At 57.1% G+C, this 23,891-nt stretch carries 24 protein-coding genes; 19 read left to right on the top strand and 5 right to left on the bottom strand.

The window, feature by feature from the left end; all coding sequences use genetic code 11:
• Positions 1-136: 136 nt before the first annotated feature.
• On the top strand, positions 137-1,210 hold the full coding sequence (gene gap / locus PKO02S_RS25775; protein ID WP_373865246.1) for a type I glyceraldehyde-3-phosphate dehydrogenase: 1,074 nt from the start codon (positions 137-139) through the stop codon (positions 1,208-1,210).
• 72 nt (positions 1,211-1,282) lie between these two features.
• On the opposite strand, the gene PKO02S_RS25770 is transcribed toward gap, so the two are convergent.
• Together PKO02S_RS25770 and PKO02S_RS25765 are read right to left on the bottom strand one after the other, a co-directional pair.
• Positions 1,283-1,822 (bottom strand): hypothetical protein, encoded by a 540-nt coding sequence (locus PKO02S_RS25770; RefSeq protein WP_127587629.1) that lies wholly within the window; start codon positions 1,820-1,822, stop codon positions 1,283-1,285.
• Positions 1,823-1,925: 103 nt separating this feature from the next.
• Complete coding sequence (locus tag PKO02S_RS25765; protein WP_246067415.1) at positions 1,926-2,552, bottom strand: YktB family protein; 627 nt, start codon at positions 2,550-2,552, stop codon at positions 1,926-1,928.
• A gap of 201 nt (positions 2,553-2,753) precedes the next feature.
• Here PKO02S_RS25765 and PKO02S_RS25760 point away from each other — a divergent pair, with 201 nt between their 5' ends.
• Positions 2,754-3,554 (top strand): stalk domain-containing protein, encoded by an 801-nt coding sequence (locus PKO02S_RS25760; protein ID WP_127587627.1) that lies wholly within the window; start codon positions 2,754-2,756, stop codon positions 3,552-3,554.
• Between the two features lie 12 nt (positions 3,555-3,566).
• Here PKO02S_RS25760 and PKO02S_RS25755 read toward each other — a convergent pair whose 3' ends face one another.
• Positions 3,567-4,031, bottom strand: coding sequence for a cysteine dioxygenase (locus tag PKO02S_RS25755; RefSeq protein WP_127587625.1), 465 nt, complete (start codon positions 4,029-4,031; stop codon positions 3,567-3,569).
• Between the two features lie 138 nt (positions 4,032-4,169).
• On the opposite strand from PKO02S_RS25755, the gene PKO02S_RS25750 reads away from it, so the two are divergent.
• The 7 genes from PKO02S_RS25750 (at position 4,170) to gnd (ending at position 14,495) form a co-directional block, all read left to right on the top strand.
• Positions 4,170-7,244, top strand: coding sequence for a hybrid sensor histidine kinase/response regulator (locus PKO02S_RS25750; protein ID WP_164821688.1), 3,075 nt, complete (start codon positions 4,170-4,172; stop codon positions 7,242-7,244).
• A 304-nt stretch (positions 7,245-7,548) separates the two neighbouring features.
• Positions 7,549-8,145 (top strand): YkzI domain-containing protein, encoded by a 597-nt coding sequence (locus PKO02S_RS25745; RefSeq protein WP_127587621.1) that lies wholly within the window; start codon positions 7,549-7,551, stop codon positions 8,143-8,145.
• Between the two features lie 176 nt (positions 8,146-8,321).
• Positions 8,322-9,329: a LacI family DNA-binding transcriptional regulator gene (locus tag PKO02S_RS25740; RefSeq protein ID WP_127587619.1), complete on the top strand. Its 1,008-nt coding sequence runs from the start codon at positions 8,322-8,324 to the stop codon at positions 9,327-9,329.
• Positions 9,330-9,373: 44 nt separating this feature from the next.
• The gene (locus tag PKO02S_RS25735; RefSeq protein WP_127587617.1) at positions 9,374-10,645 is read left to right on the top strand and encodes a nickel pincer cofactor-dependent isomerase, group 22; all 1,272 of its coding nucleotides are present in this window, start codon (positions 9,374-9,376) and stop codon (positions 10,643-10,645) included.
• Positions 10,642-12,204 carry a gluconokinase gene (locus PKO02S_RS25730; protein ID WP_127587615.1) on the top strand — a complete coding sequence of 521 codons (1,563 nt, stop codon included), beginning with the start codon at positions 10,642-10,644 and terminating at the stop codon, positions 12,202-12,204. The genes PKO02S_RS25735 and PKO02S_RS25730 overlap by 4 nt, the downstream gene beginning before the upstream one ends.
• A gap of 18 nt (positions 12,205-12,222) precedes the next feature.
• The gene (locus tag PKO02S_RS25725; RefSeq protein ID WP_127587613.1) at positions 12,223-12,990 is read left to right on the top strand and encodes an SDR family oxidoreductase; all 768 of its coding nucleotides are present in this window, start codon (positions 12,223-12,225) and stop codon (positions 12,988-12,990) included.
• A gap of 89 nt (positions 12,991-13,079) precedes the next feature.
• Positions 13,080-14,495, top strand: a complete 1,416-nt coding sequence (gene gnd / locus PKO02S_RS25720) for an NADP-dependent phosphogluconate dehydrogenase (RefSeq protein WP_127587611.1) — start codon at positions 13,080-13,082, stop codon at positions 14,493-14,495.
• A gap of 1 nt (position 14,496) precedes the next feature.
• On the opposite strand, the gene PKO02S_RS25715 is transcribed toward gnd, so the two are convergent.
• Positions 14,497-14,823 (bottom strand): hypothetical protein, encoded by a 327-nt coding sequence (locus PKO02S_RS25715; protein ID WP_127587609.1) that lies wholly within the window; start codon positions 14,821-14,823, stop codon positions 14,497-14,499.
• A gap of 162 nt (positions 14,824-14,985) precedes the next feature.
• Here PKO02S_RS25715 and PKO02S_RS25710 point away from each other — a divergent pair, with 162 nt between their 5' ends.
• Entirely contained in the window at positions 14,986-15,498 is a 513-nt protein-coding gene (locus PKO02S_RS25710; protein ID WP_127587607.1) for a shikimate kinase, read from the top strand.
• A gap of 16 nt (positions 15,499-15,514) precedes the next feature.
• On the opposite strand, the gene PKO02S_RS25705 is transcribed toward PKO02S_RS25710, so the two are convergent.
• Positions 15,515-15,823 (bottom strand): rhodanese-like domain-containing protein, encoded by a 309-nt coding sequence (locus PKO02S_RS25705; RefSeq protein ID WP_127587605.1) that lies wholly within the window; start codon positions 15,821-15,823, stop codon positions 15,515-15,517.
• Positions 15,824-15,923: 100 nt separating this feature from the next.
• Between PKO02S_RS25705 and crcB the strand changes: the two genes are divergently transcribed.
• The 9 genes from crcB (at position 15,924) to ptsP (ending at position 23,840) form a co-directional block, all read left to right on the top strand.
• Positions 15,924-16,352 carry a fluoride efflux transporter CrcB gene (gene crcB, locus PKO02S_RS25700; protein WP_246067413.1) on the top strand — a complete coding sequence of 143 codons (429 nt, stop codon included), beginning with the start codon at positions 15,924-15,926 and terminating at the stop codon, positions 16,350-16,352.
• Entirely contained in the window at positions 16,349-16,711 is a 363-nt protein-coding gene (locus PKO02S_RS25695) for a fluoride efflux transporter FluC (RefSeq protein ID WP_127587600.1), read from the top strand. Before crcB ends, PKO02S_RS25695 begins: the two co-directional genes overlap by 4 nt.
• A 49-nt stretch (positions 16,712-16,760) precedes the next feature.
• A complete protein-coding gene (aroA, locus tag PKO02S_RS25690) occupies positions 16,761-18,050 on the top strand; it encodes a 3-phosphoshikimate 1-carboxyvinyltransferase (RefSeq protein ID WP_127587598.1) in 1,290 nt (429 codons plus the stop codon).
• 29 nt (positions 18,051-18,079) lie between these two features.
• The gene (locus PKO02S_RS25685; RefSeq protein WP_127587596.1) at positions 18,080-18,892 is read left to right on the top strand and encodes a C39 family peptidase; all 813 of its coding nucleotides are present in this window, start codon (positions 18,080-18,082) and stop codon (positions 18,890-18,892) included.
• Between the two features lie 24 nt (positions 18,893-18,916).
• Positions 18,917-19,345 carry a CoA-binding protein gene (locus PKO02S_RS25680; RefSeq protein ID WP_127587594.1) on the top strand — a complete coding sequence of 143 codons (429 nt, stop codon included), beginning with the start codon at positions 18,917-18,919 and terminating at the stop codon, positions 19,343-19,345.
• Positions 19,346-19,495: 150 nt separating this feature from the next.
• Positions 19,496-19,723 carry a hypothetical protein gene (locus PKO02S_RS25675; protein WP_127587592.1) on the top strand — a complete coding sequence of 76 codons (228 nt, stop codon included), beginning with the start codon at positions 19,496-19,498 and terminating at the stop codon, positions 19,721-19,723.
• Positions 19,724-19,737: 14 nt separating this feature from the next.
• A complete protein-coding gene (locus PKO02S_RS25670) occupies positions 19,738-20,067 on the top strand; it encodes a spore coat protein (protein WP_127587590.1) in 330 nt (109 codons plus the stop codon).
• Between the two features lie 181 nt (positions 20,068-20,248).
• Positions 20,249-22,153, top strand: coding sequence for a glucose PTS transporter subunit IIA (locus tag PKO02S_RS25665; protein ID WP_246067406.1), 1,905 nt, complete (start codon positions 20,249-20,251; stop codon positions 22,151-22,153).
• Entirely contained in the window at positions 22,146-23,840 is a 1,695-nt protein-coding gene (ptsP, locus tag PKO02S_RS25660) for a phosphoenolpyruvate--protein phosphotransferase (protein WP_127587588.1), read from the top strand. The genes PKO02S_RS25665 and ptsP overlap by 8 nt, the downstream gene beginning before the upstream one ends.
• Positions 23,841-23,891 lie beyond the last annotated feature (51 nt).

Here is a 23,891-nt window from a genome sequence, read left to right as displayed (position 1 = left end):
CCCAACTGCAATCAAGGGCAGTAAACAAAAATAATACACACTAAATAACATGAAAACTCCTGTGTTATTTATATATTGTGTCATAAATAATTATATGGTATATATTATATAGTGATTTAATGGGGAGGATATGGAAATGACGGTAATCGGAATTAGCGGCATGGGGAGAATCGGGAGGTTGTTGCTGCGCAGAGCGTTCTCGACAGATACGGAAACGGTGCTCAAGGAGGGGCGACTGCTCGGGGAACAGATCAAGGCGATCAACATCATTCACCCTGCGGAGACGATTGCGCATTTGCTGAAGTATGACAGCGTGCATGGCGTTTGGGACGCTGCTATCCTAGTAAAAGACGGTCAGCTCGTCATTAACGGACATGCCATTCGACTATTCGGCGAGCGGGAGCCGGAGCGGATCCCGTGGGCGGAAGCGGGCGTGGAGGTTGTGTTGGACGCGACGGGGAAATTCAATGATCGTGTTGGAGCGAGCAGGCATCTGCAGGGTGGAGCAAAAACAGTCATCTTAACGGCTCCCGGCAAGCAAATGGATTTGACGGTTGTCATGGGCGTGAACGACGCCAACTATGACCCGGATAGCCATCGGCTGCTGTCCGCGGCGTCTTGCACGACGAATTGCTTGGCACCGGTACTGCATATTCTCGATGAGAGCTTCCTAGTGAAGCAGGGCTGGATGACGACGATCCATTCTTATACGAACGATCAGAACCATCTGGACAACCCGCATAGCGACTTGAGGCGGGCAAGAGCTTGCGCCCAATCGATCGTCCCGACGACGACCGGTGCAGGCAAAGCGCTGACGGATGTACTTCCTCATCTGGCTCCTCATGTGCAAGGCATCTCGATTCGAGTGCCGACACCGAATGTGTCGTTAATCGACCTGACCGTGGAGACGGAATGTCAAGCGACAGTGGAAGAAGTAAAAGCTGCGTTCAAGCTAGCGGCGGCAGGCCCGCTGTCCCGATATATCGGCTATACGGAGGAGCCGCTAGTGTCCGTCGACTTCACCGGAACGACGCGGTCCGCCTGGATTGACGGTTTATCCGTCTCGGCAAGCGGCCAACAGATCAAAGTGTTGGCGTGGTACGATAATGAGTGGGCATACAGCTGTCGGGTGCTCGATCTGACCCAACTTGTGCTAGAGCGGCTGGCTGAGAGCAGCCGGCAGCCAAGCGGGGTCGACTCCCTACACTAGACGGCTGGCTGCGAGTTCATGACGGCATACAAAAACGCCGCCCTCCATCGGGCGGCGTTTTTTCGCACTAAACTACTCTTTTTTCTCCGAATCCCGGCTTTTGTGGAACCCCTTGTGGTTCAACATATGCTTCAGATGATCCGGCAAATGCTGCTTCATCTTCTCGGCTTTTTCGGCCGTCCATTTGCCGGACTGAACCGCTTCGTCGATTTTTTTCATCCGGTCGGCCAGCAGCTTGCTCGTCAGATCCGTTTCCTCGATGCCTTTCGCCTTCGCGACTTCGACAATGCTCTTGCCGGCCTTCAGCTCTTTCTTGAGCGCATCCGGCGCAATTCCGATAATGCCCGCCGCGTCCGTGATCAGCTTCATGGCGTGATGATGCATGCGCGCATGCTTGCGCTTGGCCGGATCGATATCGGAATCGGCGTCTGAGTCCGGTTGGACTTGTCCTTCCGCCGCGTCGGGCTGCAGGATGGAGTCGGCAGCAGCGGTAACGTTCCACGCTGCGGATGCGGAGGCGGCAACGGAAGCCGAAGCGACCATCGCCGGAACGGTCAGGCTAAGCCCGATCGCAGCCGCGAGTGTTAACAATCGTAGGGTCCACTTGTTCATGGAGATGGCACCGCCTTTTCATGGGAATGGGAAAGCTCACCTGTAGTATGCGCAGCTTTCATCCCAAATATAGGCGATCTTCCCAATCCGTTCCGAAGCGCCCTCAGAGCGCCATTCGGTACAGCGGCATAACCGTCTCGAACGTTGACTCCAGCAAACCCTCCAGCGCCTTCGGATCGTTCAGTCGGGCGTCGTCCCGTTTCAGTTCGATGCCGCACAGCAGCTCTGCCTTTTTCACTGTACGCAGCCTTTCCAGAAGCGCCTTCAGCTGCTCGTCCGACAAGTCCCGACCGAGCGTAAAAGACGGATCCATATGATCGCCCGACCAGAAGTAGCCGTCCGGGATGCGTTTGCGGATGTCAGCCAACTGATCGATGGCGTGTTCGGCGAACGCCACTTTACGGTCGCATTCGTAGATGATGGCGAACTGGATGAACAGATGCGTCGACCACAAACCTAGTTGAAAATGAGGGAGCGCCTTGTAGCCTCTTTTGCTGCTGGACCAGGCGACCCAAGTATCCTGAGGCGGATGAACCGATCGGCGAGCATGTTTGGCCACATGGGGGAACATCGGCTCGCCGCAGGCGGCGGACAGCCAAGGGACCAGCGAATCGCCGATCTGGTGAAGCTTCGGGCGTACGCGTTCGATCAACGCCTTCATACGGGGCTCGAGGCCCGGGATGGTGAATACATCGAAATCTTGCGATTGAAAGGTAGGCATCGATGCCATCGTTCTCATTTCCTCCTAGTCGACCTGCAAATCCAAGTGACTATTACGGTACACGATTTTCAGGAGGTTGGCAATCTGCGTGCATGCAAACCCGCTCTGTACGCGGGACGAGGCGATAAGCTATAATGGGAGACAAATCGCGCGAGAAAGCAAAAGCTGGAAGATTCGCGCACCAGGACGATAGAAGGAGAGTACGAGCCGATGAGGAAATGGCGGGCAGGGAAAAGCATGGCGCTGGCGTTGGCGATGGGGGGGTGCTTCGCGGCGGGGGCATATGCGGAGGATGCGCTGATCAAGGTAGAGGCGTACCTGCGTCCGGATTTTACGATCAAAGTAAATGGGCAAGCCGTAGCTTTGGAGGATGGTCTACCCCCGCTCATCTATAATGACCGCGGCTACTTGCCGATAAAAAGCTTGGGCACGCTGCTAGGAGCCAATATCGGCTGGGACGAAGCGACGAAATCGATCCTGGTCGTGCCGGCGGCAACGTCAGGCGGTCCAGGCCCGAATCCGGGGACAGGCATAGGCAAGGAAATGAAGCTCAGGACACTGGTCAAGTATGAGCTCATTTATCAAAATGTAAAATACCCGGTGCTCGCTTCATTCGAACAGTCGGGTGGAGCCTATATGCGCTGGTCCGATCTGCTGCAGATGCCGCTTGATTTGTCGGGCGTAACGCTATACACGGAGTCGTACACGAAGGACACGTATGTCCAAGTCGATCAAGTCGTAGCCAAATGGGGCGGGCAAGTGACAATGGACTTGAGGAAGGATCCGATTTACACCGGGTTCGCCAACATGTTCCAGAAGCAGGCGATCGAGCGGTACTTCGCGACCCACTACGTCGTGTTTTCCGTCCAGGCGGTTGCGGAGAACGAGTTCTTCGTGCTGGCGCAAAATCCGGACAAACGGTACGCCACGTATACGCTGAGATTGACACCGGTCACGAACGATTACTATAGCGTATCGGGTATGAATCAAACGATTTTGTCCAACGAGTGAAAAGAAAGTCCCTTAACGATAGGACCGAACGCCGGATAACGGCGGAGCATACAGGTGCAGCGAAACCGCGCGATCGTGAAACGGATTGCTCATTCGATGAAAGTCGTCGGGAACGGATACCAGATATCCGTCAGCTTCGATCGGCTGAGAGGCAAACAACGTAAACGATGCGTCGGCTTGGGGCTCATAACATTCGTTGAGAAGCCGTCCTTCAAGCACGATAGCCGTGCATATCGACTGCCCGTGATCATGCAGCAATGTTTCGCCACCCGGAGGCAGATGGACCAGAATCGCTTCCACATGCTCATTTCGGTACAGAACCCGCCTGCCATAAGCCAGCTCCTCCGGCTCTGGCAGATCCTGCAGCAGATGCGGCGCAAATACGCGAAGCTCCGCCAATTTCGTTTTCAATTGTTCACAGGTAGGGTGCTGCAAGGAAATCACATGAGCGCCGATACAGTCGGATAAGGCATCCATCGTTTTTAGCCTCCATTATTAGAAAAGCATATCGTTTCGATAAGAATATCTTATGATAAAGCGGGCGGGAAGTGCCAAATCTTCGGAAAAAAGGATCATCTTCATGGGGGAAGGGATTGGAAGCAGATGCTCCGAGTGATGGGACGGAATCGAATACGCACATTGGCCATCCTCGGAATGATTGTGCTGCTGGTGCTCACAGGCATCCAATTGCTGACCAATATGGGGACCGACGCCCAGACGATCAGAGCCGAGCGAGGTGTGCTGGATTTGCGCGGGTGGGACTTCAAGCGAGACGGTACCGTTGCGCTTAGGGGAACTTGGGCGTTCTCCCCGGGTCTGAATACCGATCTTGAGCAGGCTGCCGGCACGGAACATACTCAGTGGGTCGAAGTGCCGGCGAGATGGGATCATTATCAAGTGGACGGTCACCGTTTCCCGAAGTATGGGAATGCGACCTATCGCTTGAAAGTGCTGCTCCCGCCTGGAGCCGAGACACTCGCGGTTCGCACTGTGAATATCAAGTCCGCACACAAGCTGATCATCGACGGTCATGAGATCGGCCGATCCGGCAATCCGGGGACGAGCCGAGGGGATACGAAGACGTGGAACGTGCCCTATGCGCGAGCGTTCACCTCTGGCGGCGACGAGCTGGATATTGTCGTGCAAGTCGCCAACTACCGGTTCTATAAGGGCGGCATGACGCATCCGATTCAACTCGGTGACACCAACTTGCTGATGACCAAGTATACGCGATCTCTTGTGCTGGATGCGATCGTCAGCATCGGCGTCTTTCTGTTCGGCATGTACTTCATGGTGCTGTACAGCATGCGCCCACAAGAGAAATTGTGGCTGTTCTTCGGCTTGTTCACCGTTACCGGCTGTTTGTACATGCTCGTGCAAGGCGAGAAGCTGCTCGGCATCATGCTCCCGTCGATCCCCTATGAGCTGTTCGCCAAGCTGCAATTCGGCAGCGGCGCCTGCTCGATGTTTTTTTTGCTGAAGTATACGCAATCGTCGTTCGTCGACCGTATTCCCCGGAAGATCATCAGCTTCGTGGACCGGGTTTACTTCACCTGGTTTCTGCTCGTCCTGATTTGCCCGGCACGCGTCTACTCCCGATTCGAATGGCTGTATTCGCTGCTGGTTCTGATGCTGGTCTATTTTTTGTACGTTCTGCTTTCCAAAACGAAGGCGAACCGCAGAGACGACAATTTGTTACTAATCAGCCTTATAATCTCGGTCTTTATGATTCTGGTCGTTCTGTATATGGTCGTTCAAGGCATGCGGATATCCGAATTTGCGATGCCGCTCAGCATTTTGATGTTTTTGCTGTCACAGGTATTGATCTTGTCCAAAAGATTTACCGACTCTTTCCGCACGGTAGAAAATTTGTCGGAACGGCTGCTCGCCGCAGACCGGATGAAGGATGAATTTCTCGCTCAGACGTCGCACGAGATGCGCACGCCGCTGCATGGAGTAATCAACATCGCGCAATCGCTCATGGAAGGAGCGGCCGGATCGTTGAACCCCCAGCAGTCGAGCAACATGTCCCTGATCGTCTCGACGGGCAAACGGCTGTCGCATCTGTTGAACGATATTCTGGATATGGCGAAGCTCAAGAACAACGAAGTCAGGCTCATGCCGAAGCCGGTCGAGCTTCGCCCCGTTGTCCAAGCGGTTCTCGAGGTGATGCTGCTTACGGCGGGCTCCAAGCCGATCCGGCTCCGCAATGAAGTACCGGAATGTCTGGGTGTCAGGGCGGACGAAGACCGGTTGATGCAAGTCCTGTACAATCTGATCGGCAACGCGATCAAGTTCACCGATCAAGGAGAGATCGGCATCACCGCGCGGAAGACGGGGGATTGGATCCAGATTTCCGTCCAAGATACGGGCATAGGGATCGCATCGGACAAGCTGGCCGCCATCTTCGAGCCGTATGAGCAAGCGAACGCCGATATTCCTCGCCAATACGGCGGAACCGGACTCGGACTTACGATCACGAAGCGGCTCGTGGAGCTGCACGGCGGTTCGATTCAAGTGCAGTCGGTCGAAGGAGAAGGCTCCATATTCAGCTTTGCAATGCCGGCTGAGCTGACGCCGCCAACGCAACAGCAAGAGCAAGCCGGGCTTGCTTCTTCCTCCGAGGTGCTGAGGCAAGTGGAGGTGCCGCCTCGCTACCAGCAGCGCATCGAAGCGTCGGCAGAAAGCAGCGCGACCGTGCTCGTCGTAGACGACGATGCTGCCAACCGGCAAGTGTTGATCAACCTGCTGTCCGTAGACAATTATGCGGTCATTGCCGCAGCCAGCGCGGCGGAGGCGCTGCAGGAAATCGCCGAGCGCACGATCTCGATCGACTTGATCATCCTGGACATGATGATGCCGGGCATGAACGGTTATGAGCTGACCCGTCTCGTCCGGGAACGTTTCTCGCTGACCGAGCTGCCGATCGTCATGCTGACCGCACGCAGCTGGCCGGAGGATATGCTGGCAGGCTTCGACGCAGGCGTGAACGACTTCCTGGGGAAACCCGTCGACGCCGGGGAGCTGCGGGCCAGGATCCGCACCTTGATCGAGATGAAACGATCGGCGAACGAGAAGGTGCGGACGGAGATGGCGTTCCTTCAGGCTCAGATCAAGCCGCATTTTCTGTACAATACGCTGAATACGATCATCGCCGTAAGCTTGACTGACGTGGAGAAGGCCCAGGAGCTGCTGCGCGAGCTGAGCGGCTACTTACGCGGCAGCTTCGACTTCCAGAACCGCGAGCGGCTCGTTCCGATCGCCAGCGAGCTGGAGCTCGTCGACTCGTATTTGTTCATCGAGCAAGCCCGATTCGGCGACCGGCTCATCATCATTCGCGATATTGACGAGCCGCTACACGGACTGATCCCGCCGCTCACCATTCAGCCGATCGTCGAGAACGCGGTGCGTCACGGGGTGACGAAGCAACCCGACGGAGGCACGGTGCGGCTGTCGGTGTGGCAGGAGGCGGAGGAGCTCATCGTCGAAGTGGCGGACAACGGTCCCGGCATAACGCCCGAGCAGCTGCCCATGCTGCTCATCGGTGGTCCCGGTCATGGAGTCGGGCTGGTCAATATCGAGCGCCGCCTCCGTACGATGTACGGCACCGGTCTTGACGTCAAGACGAGTGCGGGAGCAGGGGTAACGATTACGTTCCGATTGCCGCTGACCGGATTTCGCCGGGTTTAAGTCGGGCTCCCAAACAAGCGTCTAGCATTCTATCTCCACTATCGCCCGGCTCGGCGACGGAAGCCTGCAAAGGCTGACGAGTCGGGCTTTTTTTATTAAGAATTTCCCATTTGTCCGGCAAAAAATAATCAATAATCCAAGTTGCTAAAACATAAGATTCATAATAAGATAATGGTAAGAAACAAAGTTGTCTGAACATTCTGTCAAAAAACCCATCTTTTCCGTTGGTGGGGCCGTGCGCTGAACAGAGCATTCAGAAATCGTTTCTTATGCGCTGCAAGTTGATTCAAGGGGAGGGATTGCCGTGAACAAGAGTTATGAGGTGGAGTATTGCAACCTGGAGTTGCGTTTTGATCGCCGGCAAATCCGCAATTTCATCAAGGCGTTGATACAAGTAGGGTACTCCCTGTACTGGAACGAGAACGAGCAGCAGTTTATCATCTCCATCCGTTCGGGACGCAAGCTGATCAAGCTGCGTTTCCAGCGTCTCGGCGACCGCTATAAGATCGTAGGCGACTATTCGTTCAAGGACGAGAAGCTGGCGGAGCTGATGGAGAAAATGATCGGGGATACGCGAGGACATGCGATTGTGAAGCGGTTCAAGGATCGGCAAATTCTGATCGAGAACATCATGTTCGGGGAAATTATCCGCATGGTGGAGATTTCCGGCGTGGAGCACAAGGTACTGTTCCAGAAAGATCCGGTGGTCACGGTGGACGAAGTCATTCAGGCTTTCAAATCGAAGCGTGCGGTCGAACGCGCGGCGGTGGTCCGCCTGGAGCTCGATTACGAGCTGGCCGTTCTGCACGAAGCGATTACGGCCGGCGAGGAGGAAGCGGTATCAGCAAGCAAAACGCGGCTCGCGACGCTTCGCGAGGAGATGCTCCAGCTGGAGCTGTAAGCAAGGGTATGACTTGGAAAGGAAGCTTGACGCCAACTTGAGCGCCCCTGTCCCGAAGAGGAGACGGCGGGCGTTTTTATGTGCCGTTTTTACGATGTTATTTAGACGGATTCAGTTCTTGTTAACGTGTGCATCGTATGCTATGATCGAAGCGTTAGAGGCAGGTGGTCATACCTATGGTGACAATAAAAGATATTGCCAAGCTGGCCGGCGTCTCGCACACGACCGTCTCGCGGGCGCTGAACGACAGTCCGCTCATTCCGGAGGGTACGAAGCAGCGCATCCGCGAAATTGCGGCGAGCGTGAACTACACGCCGAATTTCAACGCGAAGAGCCTTGTGCTCGCCCGCTCGTTCCATGTCGGGCTGTTCTTCTCCACGCTCGACAAGGGCACGACGTCCGGTTTTTTTCATGAAACCGTCACTGGAGCGCTGAGTGTGATCAAGGACCGGTATCATCTGATCGTGAATGCGATCGACAGCTACGGCGGCGCTTACGGGTCCGTCACGCCGCAGAGCTTCGACGGCATCATCGTCATGAGCCAGAGCCACGCGGACGAATCGTTCATCCGCTACGTCTGGGAGAAGCGTATCCCGCTCGCCGTGATCAATCGGCGGGCGGAGCCGCTGCCGGTCGTGAACGTGCTGTCCGACGACGAAGCGGGCGTCTTCCGCGCAGTCGAGCATCTGATCGGCGCCGGACATCGGCGGATCGCGATTCTCGAGGGGAAGACCGGCTTCCAGTCGTCGCAGAACCGCAAGAACGGCTATTTGCGCGCGATGGCGAAGCATGGGCTGGACGTGCCGCAGCCGTATCAGGTCGCCGGCGACTTTGATCTCGAGAGCGGCTACATCGGCATGCAGCAGCTGCTCGCCTGCGATCCGCTGCCGACGGCCGTGTTCTGCTCCGGCGACGAGCTGGCGGTCGGCGCGATGAAGGCGGCTCGCAGCCGTGGGCTGAGCGTCCCGGGTGACATCTCGATCGCTGGCTTCGACGACAACGCCTTCTCGGCGTTCGTCTCGCCGGCGCTCACGACGGTGAAACGCCCGGTCGTCTCGATGGGGCGGCTCGCCGCCGAAGGATTGCTGCGCGCGCTTGCGGAGCGGCGGCAGACGGTCGAGACGATCCGCGTCCCGACGGAGCTGATCGTCCGAGAGTCGGTAGGACCGGCTCCGACGCCGTGAGGCAGAGGAAAGGGAACATTAGACGATAGGGAGGCAACAGGTTTATGAGCATTTTACGTACATTGCTTCAGGACATTCCGATCCCCCAGATGGTTCGCATCCGTCAGAAGTTCGATGGGACTATCATCGAAGATCATGCCGCCGCGCTGCGCGAGGAGCTGCGCAAGCCCGGCACCGTGGACCGGATTCAGCCGGGCCAATCGGTCGCCGTCGCGGTCGGCAGCCGCGGGGTAGCCAACATCGCCGACTTCACACGGGTTACCGTGGAGGCGATCGTTGCCGTCGGCGGCGTGCCGTTCATCGTGCCGTGTATGGGTAGCCATGGCGGCGCCACGGCAGAAGGACAGCGCGACGTGCTGTTCCATCTCGGCGTGACCGAGGAAACGGTCGGCGCGCCGATTCGCTCCTCGATGGAGGTTGTCGAGATCGATCAGCTCGAGAACGGCTTGCCGGTGTATGTGGACAAACTCGCGTCTGAAGCCGACGCGATCGTCGTCATTAACCGGGTGAAGCCGCACACCGCGTTCCGCGGTCCGATCGAGAGCGGCATCATGAAGATGATCGCGATCGGCCTTGGCAAGCAGAAGGGCGCCGAGGCGTGCCACCAGCTCGGCTTCAAGTACATGGCCGAGAACGTCCCGGCCATGGCCCGCATTATGCTCGACAAGCTGCCTATCCTGTTCGGCGTGGCGCTCGTGGAGAACGCCTTCGATCAGACATGCATCGTCGAAGTGTTGCCGGCCGCCGACATCGAAGCTCGTGAAGTCGTGCTGCTGGAAGAAGCGAAAGCCCGTCTGCCCCAAATTTTGTTCGACCAAATCGATGTGCTCGTCATCGACTACATCGGCAAAAACATCAGCGGCGACGGCATGGATCCGAACATCACCGGCCGATACCCGACTCCTTATGCCCACGGCGGTCCTGACGTCTCCAAGATGGTCGTGCTCGATCTGACGTACGAGACGAAGGGCAACGCCAACGGCGTAGGCACAGCCGACTTCACGACCCAACGGCTCGTGGACAAGACCGACCTGGCGGCCACCTACGCGAACGGCCTCACCTCGACGGTGTGTGCGCCGACCAAGCTCGCTACGACGCTCGAGAACGACTACTACGCGATCAAGGCGGCCGTCAAAACATGCAACATCCTCGATTACACGAAATGCCGGCTCGTCCGCATTCAAGATACGCTGCATCTGGGCGAAATCGAAATTTCCGTCAATATGCTGGAGGAAGCGAAGCTCCACCTGGATATCGAGATCTTGACCGAGCCGTACGATTTGAAGTTTAACAGCGAAGGGAACTTGAACGCATGAGCTTGACCAAACGTTACGTCGTAGCCGTCGACCTAGGGACGACGAGCACGAAGACGCTCGTCATCGACCGCGACGGCCGCGTGATCGCCTCGAACGCGATCGAGTACCCGCTGCACACGCCGCGGCCGGACCGGGCGGAGCAAGACCCGCTCGAGATATTCGAGGCGGCGGTCACCGGCATCGCCGAAGTGATCCGCAATGCGGGCATCTCGGGCGGCGAAGTGATCTGCGTCTCGTTCAGCTCGGCGATGCACAGCCTGATCGCGGTCGATCGCGACGGTTCTCCGCTCACGCCTTGTGTGACTTGGGCGGACAACCGCAGCGTCGAATTCGTCCGCACGCTCAAGCAGGAGCTGGACGGCTTGCGCATTTACCGCCAAACGGGAACCCCGATCCACCCGATGTCGCCGCTGCTCAAGCTGATGTGGTTCAATAAATACGAGCCGGAGCTGGTAGGACGGACGCACAAGTTCATCGGCATCAAGGAATTCGTCTTCGCCAGGCTGTTCGGCAACTATGTCATCGACTATTCTCTCGCGAGCGCAACCGGGTTGTTCAACTTGGAGGCGCTCGACTGGGATGCCGAGGCGCTGCAGATCGCGGGTGTCGCCCGCGAGCAGCTGTCGCGACCGGTGACGACGACGCATATCGAGCAAGGGCTGTCGCCGGAGTACGCAGCGCGCACCGGGCTTCCGGCGGAGACGCCGTTCGTTGTCGGCGCGTCCGACGGCGTACTCGCCAATCTTGGCGTCGGCGCCTTCGAGCCGGGCATCTACGCGGTGTCGATCGGGACGAGCGGCGCGGTGCGCGGCACCGTCAGCCGTCCGATTACCGACCCGCAGGGCCGGCTGTTCTGCTACGCGCTGAAGGACGATTTCTGGTGTCTCGGCGGGGCGATCAACAACGGCGGTATTATGTTCCGCTGGGTGCGCGACCAGCTCGCAACGCTGGAAGCGGAGGAAGGCCGCCGGCGCGGCATGGATCCGTACGACTACTTGACTTCGATCGCCCAGACCGTAGCGCCGGGATCGGACGGGCTTATCTTCCTGCCGCTCTTGGCTGGAGAGCGGGCGCCTTACTGGAACGCCAACGCGCGCGGCACGTTCTTCGGCATGTCGCTTTTCCATGAGAAGAAGCATATGATTCGCGCGGTGATGGAAGGCGTCATGTACCGCATTCATTCCGTCGTGACCGCCCTCGAGGAAGCCGGCGGTCCGACGCGGGAGATCCGCGCTTCGGGCGGCTTCGCCCGCTCCTCGTTCTGGCTCGGCATGATGGCCGACGTGCTCGGCACGACTGTGACCGTGCCGCCGTCGATCGAGAGCTCCGGCCTCGGCGCAGCGCAGCTCGGTTTGCTCGCCGTCGGCGAGACCCGTGATTTCTCCTCGATTCACGAGTGGGTGCAAGGCGGCGCACGGTTCGAGCCGAATCCGGCGAACACGTCGGTTTACCGCGAGCTGACGGACATCTACATGCAAGTGTACCGCCAATTGAAGGACCAGTTCGACGCGATCGCCACCTTCCAGCAAGCGCATGTCGGCGGCGGAGCGACCAAATAGCCAAGGGAGCTGTTTACTATGAACTTATTCGATCTAACCGGCAAGACGGCCGTCATCATCGGCGGCAACAGCACACTCGGCGGCATTATGGCGGAAGCGCTCGGCGCTTATGGCGCAGACGTCGCGATCGTCGGCCGCAACGCAGAGAAGAGTGCGGAAGTGGTCGCCAAGGTGCAAGCCACAGGCGCTCGCTCGCAGGCATTCTCGGCGGATGCGACGAGCGGGGACGACTTGAAGCGCGTCCTGAGCGAAGTGCTCGCTTGGACGGGCCGCGTCGACGTGCTCATGAACTGCCCGGGCAAAAACAGCCCGACTCCGTTTTTCGAGCTGACGATGGAGGAATGGGACTCCATCATGGACGTCAACCTCAAGGGCGTCGTGCTCGCCTGCCAAATTTTCGGCAAACATATGGTCGACCAAGGCGAAGGCGGCAGCATCATCAACATTTCGTCCGTCTCGTCCGATCCGCCGCTGTCCAGGGTATTCACATACTCGGCGTCTAAGGCCGGAGTCAACAGCGTGACCAAGTTTCTGGCGCGTGAATTTGCGCCTGCCCGCGTTCGCGTCAACGCAATTATTCCGGGCTTTTTCCCTGCGGAGCAGAACCGCAAGATCCTCTCCCCGGAGCGTACGGCTTCGATCTTGACTCACACGCCGATGAACCGGTTCGGCGACCCGCAGGAGCTGCAAGGCGCGGCGGTGTACCTCGCTTCGGACAAAGCGTCCAGCTTCGTGACCGGCACTTTGCTGCGCGTAGACGGCGGCTTCGGCTCGATGACGATCTAGTCCGAGGAAAGTCTTTGTCACCGGCATTGATTTAGGCTATTATAACGAGAGACACATACCATATGATAACGTAAGGGTGGAATGGAGAAATGGCAAAGCAACAAATCGGCGTCGTGGGCCTAGCCGTCATGGGCAAAAACTTGGCCCTGAACATTGAGAGCCGCGGCTTCACCGTATCGGTATTCAACCGCTCCCCGGAGAAAACGAAGGATTTGCTGAACAATGAAGCGCAGGGTAAAAACCTTGTAGGCACGTATAGCGTGGAAGAGTTCGTGGCGTCGCTCGAGAAGCCTCGCAAAATCCTGCTGATGGTCATGGCCGGCAAACCGACCGACGACACGATTCAGCAACTGCTGCCTCATCTCGATGAAGGCGACATTCTGATCGACGGCGGCAACGCCTATTTCCCGGATACCCAGCGCCGCAACAAAGAGCTGAGCGCTCGCAACATCCGCTTCATCGGTACCGGCGTATCGGGCGGCGAAGAAGGCGCTTTGAAGGGACCTTCCATTATGCCGGGCGGCCAAGAAGACGCGTACAAGCTGGTGGAGCCGATTCTGACGGCGATCTCCGCCAAGGTCGGCGATGATCCTTGCTGTACTTATATCGGTCCGGACGGTGCCGGTCACTACGTGAAGATGGTGCATAACGGTATCGAGTACGGCGACATGCAGCTGATCTGCGAAGCGTACCACTTGATGAAGGACGTGCTGGGCTTGTCTGCACAAGAGCTGCACGAGACATTCGCAGAGTGGAACAACGGGGAGCTAGACAGCTACCTGATCGAGATCACCGCCGACATTTTCACCAAGACCGATCCGGAAACGGGCAAACCGATGGTGGATGTCATTCTCGACAAAGCGGGGCAAAAGGGTACCGGCAAATGGACGAGCCAAAGCGCGCTCGACCTCGGCGTACCGCTCTCGATCATTACCGAATCCGTGTTCTCGCGGATGCTGTCGGCGATGAAGGACGAGCGCGTAGCGGCGAGCAAGCTGCTCAAGGGACCGTCTGGCGGACAAGCGCAGGTGGACAAGCAGTCGTTCATCGAAGCGGTTCGCAAGGCGCTGTATGCGAGCAAAATTTGCTCCTATGCCCAAGGCTTCGCCCAAATGCGAGCCGCCTCCGACGAGTACGGCTGGGATTTGAAATACGGCAACATCGCGATGATCTTTCGCGGCGGCTGCATTATCCGCGCCCGGTTCCTGCAGAACATCAAGGACGCGTACGACCGCAATCCGGAGCTGCGCAATCTGCTGCTCGACTCGTACTTCCAAGAAATCGTGGAAAACTACCAGGATGCTTGGAGAAGCGTAGTGACGACCGCCGTGGTGAACGGCATTCCGGCGCCAGGCTTTGCATCGGCGTTGGCGTACTATGACAGCTATCGGACGGAGCGTCTGCCGGCCAACCTGCTGCAAGCGCAGCGCGATTATTTCGGAGCGCATACGTTCCAGCGATTGGACAAGGAAGGTTCGTTCCACTTCGAGTGGATGAAAAACTAAGCTAGCTCCGAGGCATCCTGCCAGACGAGCCCGGTGTATAGAGGCCGTACGCCGCTTCCCGCAAACTAATGCGGAAGCGGTCGGCTTCTTGGCCGCAGCAAGGCCGGCGCTGCAGCAGCATGAGCGAGGCGTCGGCAAAATGCTGAAAGTTTTGAAGCAAGCGTGGCTGAGCCAGATCCAGCAATCGGGGATCTCCATCAGCCACCTTTTTTTTGATAAACTCCAGCACCCAGACTACGTCTTCTTTGCACAGCGGATGGTCGGGGCTAAGGATGCGCGCCAGCCTTTGCTCGTTGTTGGACGGCAGGCCGGAGTATGCAGACTGCATAGTTCGATCTCTCTCCTTTAAAAAGGGTGATACTCCCATCATTACGATTTATTTTCAGAATTATTCGTAAAAATTTGGTTGAGCCTTCGGACGAGCTTCTTTTCATTGTCACTCTGGTAGGAGCATGGTAAGATAGTCGAAAACAAAGGATGGACGAGCGGAATGCCGGAGCAAACAATTATTTTGGTTGGTTTTATGGGGACGGGCAAATCTACGGTGGCGGAGTTGCTGGCGGAGCGTCTGGACCTGCGCAAAATCGATCTCGATGCGGCGATAGAAGCGGATCAAGGCTGTTCGATTCCCGAGCTGTTCTCGGGCAAGGGAGAAGCTTTCTTCAGGCAAGTGGAGACGGATGTGTTGAAAGGTACGCTGGACGAGGGCGGCGGCATTGTAGTGGCGACCGGCGGCGGAGCCGTGCTGGCGGAAGCGAATCGGGCAGCAATGCTGAATGCTGGGTTAGTGGTTGCTTTAACCGCTTCCCTGGAGACGATTCTGAGCCGCGTGCAGAACGACCCGAATCGGCCTCTGCTCCAGGGAAATGCGGCGGAGTCGGTGCCGAAGCTGATGGAATCGCGGCGACATGCCTATGATTTTGCCCATCAGCATATCGATACGTCGGACAAATCCGTAGAAGAAATCGTGGAGCTCATCGTGCAGCGGATGAAGGAAAAGTAAGGAGTCAGTCGGCCGCTTACTCCTGATCGTCCCACTCGAGCATGCCTCCGGACATGTTCTTGAGCCCGGGGATACCTAGCGACGCCAAGTATTGGCACGCTCTTCCGCTGCGATTGCCGCTGCGGCAGATCAGGATGATCTCACCTGTCTGTTCGATTTCTTCGTAACGATCGGGAATTTCCGACAACCGGATATGCTTGGCACCTGGAATCATGCCGGCCGCTACTTCATCATCCTCGCGCACATCGATCATATTCAGCTTCTCGTTCTTGGCGAGCCGTTCGCGAATTTCTTGAGGGGATATCCATTCGTAGCCGTTGCTCATCTAATGAGGTCCTCCTTCTAATGGATGCTGCAAAGTGCTGTCGATTCCGATCTTATAGGAAATGCCATATGGAAGTCAATGTGCGGGGAGGGATGACGGGTTGACCATCCTTTACATCGGATTGGCCGGCGTGGTCGGCGCGCTGATGCGATACGGCTTCGGTCTGCTGCTGGTCCCCTACGATACGACGGAGCTGTTCCCGCTGGCCACGCTGCTGATCAATTACAGCGGTTGCTTTGGGCTGGCCTGGCTCCTCTACTCTCCTTTAGCTCGATCGCGTCTTTCCGAGCGATTTCGGACTGTAATCGGGACGGGTGTGATCGGCTCATACACGACCTTTTCCGCCTTCAGCGCCGAAACCGTGCTGCTGCTCGACCGTCAGGCTTGGGGGGCGGCGATTGCGTATATTGTGCTTAGCGCCGCAGGCGGGTATTTGTTTGCTTGGCTTGGGGAACGGATTGCGCTTCGAAGGACGTCGATCGGTTCCGAGAAGGTCGCTGATAAGGGAACAGACAGGGGGCGGCCATGAGCGGCATCGTAATCAATGTGACAGCTATCGCCTCAGGCGGCTTTGTCGGAGCTATAGCGCGCTTTTTCATCTTCCGATGGTTTCAGCACCGATTCCAAAACGGTTTTCCATATGGTACACTGACTGTAAACCTGCTCGGCAGCGCCGCACTAGGTGCTATGGTCGGAGCAGGGTGGACCGATTGGCCGAGGCTGCTGCTCGGAACCGGTTTTCTGGGGGCGTTCACGACGTTCTCCACATTGAAGGCGGATTGCCTGCGGCTGTACCGGACTCGCCAATTCAAGGCGCTGACGGCTTATTTGCTGCTTACATACGGACTGGGCATCGGCTTGGCCGCCGTCTTCTTCTGGCTGGGCTAACGGGTCCGATCGTAATTCCGATCATAATCAGGGAGAGGGACTTACTTTCATGAAAGCTTATGTTCAACCTACAGAGACGCTTCAGGGCGAAATTAACGCTTTATCCTCCAAAAACTACACGACGCGCTATATGCTGATCGGTGCGCTCGCCGAAGGTACAAGCACGCTTCACTACCCGGCACATAGCGAAGACAGCGATGCGATGCGCCGCTGCATCCGCGACCTCGGCGCCGAGCTTGAGGAGAACGAGCAGCGCATGATCATCCGCGGCTTCGGCCGCCATCCGAAGGCCGTCAGCACATTGGACGTCGGCAATGCCGGCGCCGTCCTGCGGTTCCTCATGTCCGTCGCCGCCTTCTGCCCGGAGGTGACGTTCTTGAACAAGTACCCGGACTCGCTGGGCAAACGGCCGCATATGGACCTGATCGAAGCGCTGCAGGCGATGAACGTGCAGGTCGACCACAACGACGGGCGGCTGCCGATCACGATCCGCGGAGGTCAGCCGAGAGGCGGGAAAATCCGCGTCTCCGGCAATGTGAGCTCGCAATACCTAAGCTCGCTGCTCTTCATGACGCCGCTGCTGAACGAGGACAGCGAGATCGAAGTTCTGTACGATCTGAAGTCGAAGGTCGTCGTCGGGCAGACGCTCGAAGTGATGCGCCAAGCGGGCATCCAGGTGGAAGCGTCGGACGATCTGATGCACTACCGCATTCCGGGACGTCAGAGGTATGAGGCCAAAGATTATGTGATCCAAGGAGATTATCCGGGCTCTGCGGCGGTTCTGGCGGCGGCAGCGGTGACGAAGTCGGATGTGCGGCTGCTCCGTCTCGAGGAGAACAGCAAACAAGGCGAACGCGCCGTCGTAGACGTGCTACAGGCGATGCAGGTTCCTCTTACGCATGAGAACGGCATTGTGCACGTGAAGGGCAACAGCCGGTTGAAGGCGGTTGAATTCGACGGCGACCACTTCACCGACGGCGTGTTGGCTATGGTAGCGGCTGCCGTATTCGCCGAAGGCACTTCCCGCTTCTATAATGTAGAGAATCTGCGTTACAAGGAATGCGACCGGATTACCGACTACTTGAACGAACTGCGCAAAGCCGGGGCAAACGTAGAGGAGCGTCAGAGCGAGATTATCGTTCATGGCCGTCCAGAGGGCGTGGAAGGCGGCGTCGAGATCGACGCGCATTACGACCACCGCGTCATTATGGCGTTGACCGTAGTCGGCCTACGTTCCAAGCAAGGGCTGACGATCAAGGATGCTCATCACGTAGCCAAGTCGTATCCCCAATATTTTGACCATCTGCGCTCGATCGGCGCCCAGGTGGAGCTGAAGTAACCTAATATTTGAAAAACGAGTGATGTGCGATGGTTCAAGTATGGAATATAGCCAAATACTCGTTTACGCTACTGCTGATCGCCGGACTGCTGTTCTCGAGCGGCGTATTCAGCGTGCTGTTGTATGCCAAAATAACGGGGAAAGACGTCGAGTGGTTCTCGCCGCCTCACGTCGAAGCGCAGCCGAACGAGATCGTCACCCCGACCCCGGAGCCGCCTGCGCCGACGCCTACGCCTGAGCCGGTTAAGCCGGCTTCGGCGATGCTGGATGCGCCGGTCGTGAAGCAATTGCCCGAGCTGCCGTCGGGCTGCGAGATCACGAGCCTGACCATGCTCTTGAACTACTACGGCGTGGCCAAGACGAAGATGGAGCTTGTCCCGGAGATGAAGAAGGATCCGACGGCAATCGCCTATAAAGACAACCGGATCTCCTATTGGGGCAATCCTAACGTCGGTTTCGTCGGTGAGGTTACGGGCAAGGGCAAAGGCTTCGGCATTTACCACGGTCCGCTAATGGAGCTGCTGCAAGCGTACGTTCCGACCGCCGTCGATATGACGGGCGGTACGTTCGACGCCTTGGAGCGTCAAGTCGCCGCCGGCATCCCGGCCGTCGTCTGGACGACGATCGACTACAAGGTGCCGACCGAGTGGGTCGAATGGAATACCGCCTCCGGTCCGGTCGTGACGACGTTCATGGAGCATGCCGTGCTGCTGGTAGGCTATGATGAGACGAATGTGTATGTCAACGATCCGCTGAGCGGCCGTAAGAACATGCCGCTCAACAAGGCGGCGTTCATCCAAGTGTGGGAAGTGATGGGCAAGCAGGCGCTTTCCTACAAATAATGATCCGAAGGGAAGGTACCCCATATGGCATTCACCAATCCTGGTCGTGACGAAATCAAACAATTGCTGATCGAGACTAAGACGATCGCCGTCGTCGGTTTGTCCGATAAGCCGGACCGTACTTCTTACATGGTATCTGAAGCGATGCAAGCGAAGGGCTACCGGATTATCCCGGTCAACCCGAATGCCGCTTCGATTCTTGGGGAAAAAGTATACGCGACGCTGCTCGACATCGAAGAGCCCGTAGATATTGTCAACGTGTTCCGCCGCAGCGAGGACATCCCGCCGATCGCCGAGCAGACGGTCCAAATGAAGCATAAACCGAAGGCTTTTTGGCTGCAGCTGGGGATTGAGAACGAAGAAGCAGGCCAATTGGTCGCAGAGCAAGGCATCACCGTCATCATGGACCGCTGCATCAAGGTGGAGGACTCCATTTTGCTGCCTAAGCGATAAGTCCTGAGAAATGTCCAGAAATAGCCAGCGATAATTGCAGCAGGTTTGAAGCAAGCTAAAAAAGGCTTTGATTTTAGGATCGTACGATGCTGAAATCAAGGACTTTTTTTGTTTGGGACGGATATCCCGGGCATCTGGAGGGAACATCGAATGCAGCAGCAACAGCAACAAAACGCGAATACGACGCCGAACCGCAGCTTGCTAACGGACAAAGAGCTCAATTACATGAAGGATTTCCTGTCCTGGGAGCTGCTTGCCGTGAAAAAATGCGAAGATGCGGCGAAGGCTTGCACGGATCCTCAGATCCAAACCGCCATTCGCCAAACCGGACAAAAGCACATGCAGCATTACGACCAATTGCTCGCCCAATTGCACTAAGGGAGGAATTATCGATGGCAACTACAATTGCAATGCCGCAAACCGGCCAGCTTCCGCAAGTGAAAGGTCCTGAGATGAACGACCGGGACTGGTTAAACGACATTTTGTCGTATGAGAAATATTTGACGAACGGCTACAATACAGGGTTGAACGAAGCACAAAACCCGCAGCTCCACGCGGTAGTCAAAAATATTTTAAACGACGTACATCAAACTCAATCGCAGCTATTCGACCTGATGTTCCAGAAGGGCTGGTATAAAATGAAAGCCGCCGACCAGCAAGAAGTGACGCAGGCGAAAACGCAGTTCCAAGGTTATAAAACGCAATTTCCCGGCGGGCAATAACAGCCGGACCCGGCTGTCCGGATAGCTTATAAAGCCGCCCAAGCTTATGCTTCGGCGGCTTTCTGCTACCTTTTGACAAATCGGGCGGAAGCCATTACATTGTAAGAAGGCTGTCTGGGACTTGCAAGGAGTTACGGATAAGTTCAGCAGCTTGTGGGGTCTAGCAGAAAGGAGTCCGCCCATGAACTTCAATTGGAATTGGATGGGCAACCTGCAGCAATTCGGCCGCTCGCTTATGCTGCCGACGATTGCGCTTCCGGCCGCTGCCATCCTGCTTTTCCTGGGTAACTTGCCCTGGAAAGCGTTAGGGATGCAGCAGTTCGGCGATATTCTCGTCTTTTCCGGCAATTCTATTTTTACATACTTGCCCTTCCTGTTCTCAATCGGCGTTGCTCTAGGGCTCACTCAGAGCGCCGGCATCGCCGGGTTAGCGGCATTGCTCGGCTATTTCATCTTCGTGAACTCGACGCAATATTTTACCGGCTCATCGTTCGAGATGGGAGTCGCAGGCGGTATCGTCATCGGGGTGATGGCCGCGCTGTCTTATCACCGGTTCAAGACGATTGCGCTGCCGGAGCCGATTCAATTTTTCGGCGGACCGCGTTTTGTGCCGCTGTTTATGTGCTTTATTTCCATCCTGTTTTCCTATGTGACGATTCAGACCGGGCCTTCGGCGCAAGTGGTTATGGACCGGTTCGGCAATTGGATACTGGAGCACGGCGCATGGGGCACGTTTGTTTACGGGGTCGCCTATAGGCTGCTTGTCCCGTCGGGCCTTCACCATATTTTGAACAATGTCGTCTGGTTCCAGGTCGGCTCTTACCCGCTCCAGGACGGTATGGTGCTGTACGGCGATTTGCCGCGTTTTTTTGCCGGCGATCCCGATGCGGGTATTTTTATGGCCGGTCTGTACCCGATCATGATGTTCGCGCTGCCGGCTATCGCTTTTGCGATCATCCATGAGGCGCGGGAAGATTTGAAGCCGCAGGTGCGAGCAACGTTTATGACGGCCGCGGCTACTTGCTTCCTGACCGGCGTGACGGAGCCGATCGAATTCGCTTTCCTATTCGTAGCGCCTTACTTGTTCGTCGTCCATGCCCTGTTGTCCGGGGTCGCGATGTGGTTGGCGTACGAGTTCAACATTCACCATGGTTTCTCGTTCTCGGCGGGGGCCTTCGACTTTATCATTAACGAGCATTTGGCTACTAACGGCATGCTGCTCATTCCAATCGGTATTGTGTTCGGCCTCGTTTATTACTTTATGTTCCGCTGGGCGATCCGCCGCTTCCGTATCCCGACACCAGGACGAGAAGAAGGGTCGCAGCTCGAAGAGTGGGCGGGCGATATTCGCTACCGGGCACCGCTCATTTTGCAGGCGCTGGGGGGCAAAGCGAACATCGTCCAGATCGAAGCTTGCATCACGAGGCTTAGGCTCACGCTTGCGAACGACAAGCTGCTGGATACGAATGCGCTCAAACACCTCGGCGCCGCCGGCGTCATCCGGTTGGGCGGGGGCAATGTGCAGGTCGTGTTCGGCACGTTCTCCGAGCTGATTAGGGATCAAATCGTGAAGGCGCTTAACAAAGACATTCGCGTCGTCAATTTCCATGCCCCGGTGCAGGGCAATATGATTCCGATTGAAGAGGTCCCGGATGCGATATTCGCGCAGAAGTTGGTCGGCAATGGAGTCGCCTTTTATCCGGAGCGCGGGGAGTTGGTTTCCCCGGTAGCGGGAACGGTGATGATCTTGTACCCTTCCATGCATGCGATCGGGCTCAAGACGGAGGAAGGGCTTGAGGTGCTGCTGCACATCGGCATCGACACGTCTCATTTGCAGGGCAAAGGCTTCCAGGCGGTCGTTAAAGTCGGCGATCCGGTCGTCCCCGGTCAACTGCTGATCAAATTCGATCTTGCCAAAGTAAAAAAACAAGCGAAGTCCATGGCGACGCCGATGGTCATTACGAACATGGACGTAGTCAAGTCGTGGACGTTCGCTCCGTTTAAGCCTGTCAAGAAAGGGCAAGCTTCGGTCATGTCGGTCATCATGAAAGAGGACGAGAGAGGGGGCGGGGAGACGCATGGTTAAGGGAAGCGCTGCGGCATCGGGCATTGCGGTCGGCAAGGCGTTCGTCCTCCCGGACTGGGAATGGGACGTACCGGAGAACGTCATCGACGTAAGCGATCTCGCCTTCGAATTCGAGAAGCTGCATGAAGGGATCCGGCTGTCCAAAACCGAGATCGAAGCGATCAAAAACGACATCGCCGACGTACTCGGGGTGAAGGAGTCTAACATTTTCGACGCGCATCTCGCGATTCTCGAAGATCCTGTCTTCATGAACGAAGTGGCGGCTATTATGCAGCGCCAGTACAAAGCTGCCGAAGTCGCGGTGAAGGAAGTCGTCGACAAATTCGTGAACATGTTCGACTTGCTCGATGACGAATATATGAAGGAGCGGGCGCTAGACATCAAGGATGTCGGGACGCGGCTTATGAAGCATCTGCTCGGTACGATGGAGCCGTCACAGCCGCCTGCGGACCAGCCCTACATTCTGGTGGCCAAAGAGTTGACACCTTCGCAGTTCGCGCACTTGGATCCGGCACAGCTGCTGGGCATCGTGACGACACTCGGCGGAACGACTTCCCATACGGCAATAATGGCGCGAGCGATGGGCATCCCGTTCGTATTCGGCTTCGATACGACCGTGCAGACGGGCGAGCTGCTCATCATCGACGGGGATGAAGGCGATGTCCTTATTCAGCCGGATGAGCCAACCGTCGAGCACTATCTCGAGAAAAAGCGCACATGGCTCGAACGTCGGCAGAAGCTCCAGCAAATCATCGGCTTGCCGCCGATCACGCAGGACGGTCGGGCAGTTAGGCTGGGCGCCAACATCAGTACGTTCAAGGACCTCGAGCTTGCGTTGAGCTACGGTGCATCGGGCGTCGGTCTGTTCCGGACGGAGTTTCTTTATATGGACCGGAGCAGTCTGCCCAAGGAAGACGAGCAGTTCGAGGTGTACCGTCAGGTGACCGAGAAGCTGGGCGGCAAATCGCTCATTATCCGAACGCTCGACATCGGCGGGGACAAGCTGCTTGACTATTTGCCGCTGCCGGAGGAGGACAATCCCGCGCTCGGCTACCGGGCGATCCGCATTCTGCTGGATCGAAGGGATTTGTTCAAGACGCAGCTGAAGGCGATATTGCGGGCTGGTGTGTACGGCGATGTAAAAATACTATACCCGATGATCTCCTCAGTGGAGGAGCTGCGCCGCGCGGGCGAGGTGCTGGAGCAGGCGAAGCGGGAGCTGCGCGAGCTCGGCGCCGAGTTCCGCGAGCAGGTCGACGTCGGCATCATGATCGAGGTGCCGGCCGCGGCGGTGATCGCCGACCTGCTGGCGCAGGAGGTGCAGTTCTTCAGCATCGGGACGAACGATCTCGTCCAGTACGTGCTGACCGTCGACCGCATGAACGAGCATATCGCCCACCTGTACAATCCGTACCACCCCGCCATCATCCGCATGCTGAAGCATACGGTGGAGGCGGCGCAGCGGCACGGCATCCCAGTAGGCGTCTGCGGTGAGCTCGCGGGCGACGTGAACGCGCTGCCGATCTGGCTCGGGCTCGGCGTGCACGATCTGAGCATGTCGGCGCATTCGATCTTGCCGGTCAAGAACCGGCTGCTCGAGAGCTCCGAGGCGGTGTGCCGCGATCAGTTCGAGCGCGTGCTCGCCTGCCGCACGAGCGAGGAGATCCGCGCTGTGCTGGGGTTTTAGGGTTAGCGGTAAGACATATTTCTAATCCATTTGTAGAAGTAAGCAGTGTTA

Origin of the sequence: Paenibacillus koleovorans NBRC 103111, assembly GCF_004000845.1 — a bacterium.
Taxonomy (GTDB): Bacteria; Bacillota; Bacilli; order Paenibacillales; family NBRC-103111; genus Paenibacillus_AA; species Paenibacillus_AA koleovorans.
Note: the sequence above shows the minus strand (reverse complement) of the source record. Positions and strands in the feature narration are given on the sequence as shown.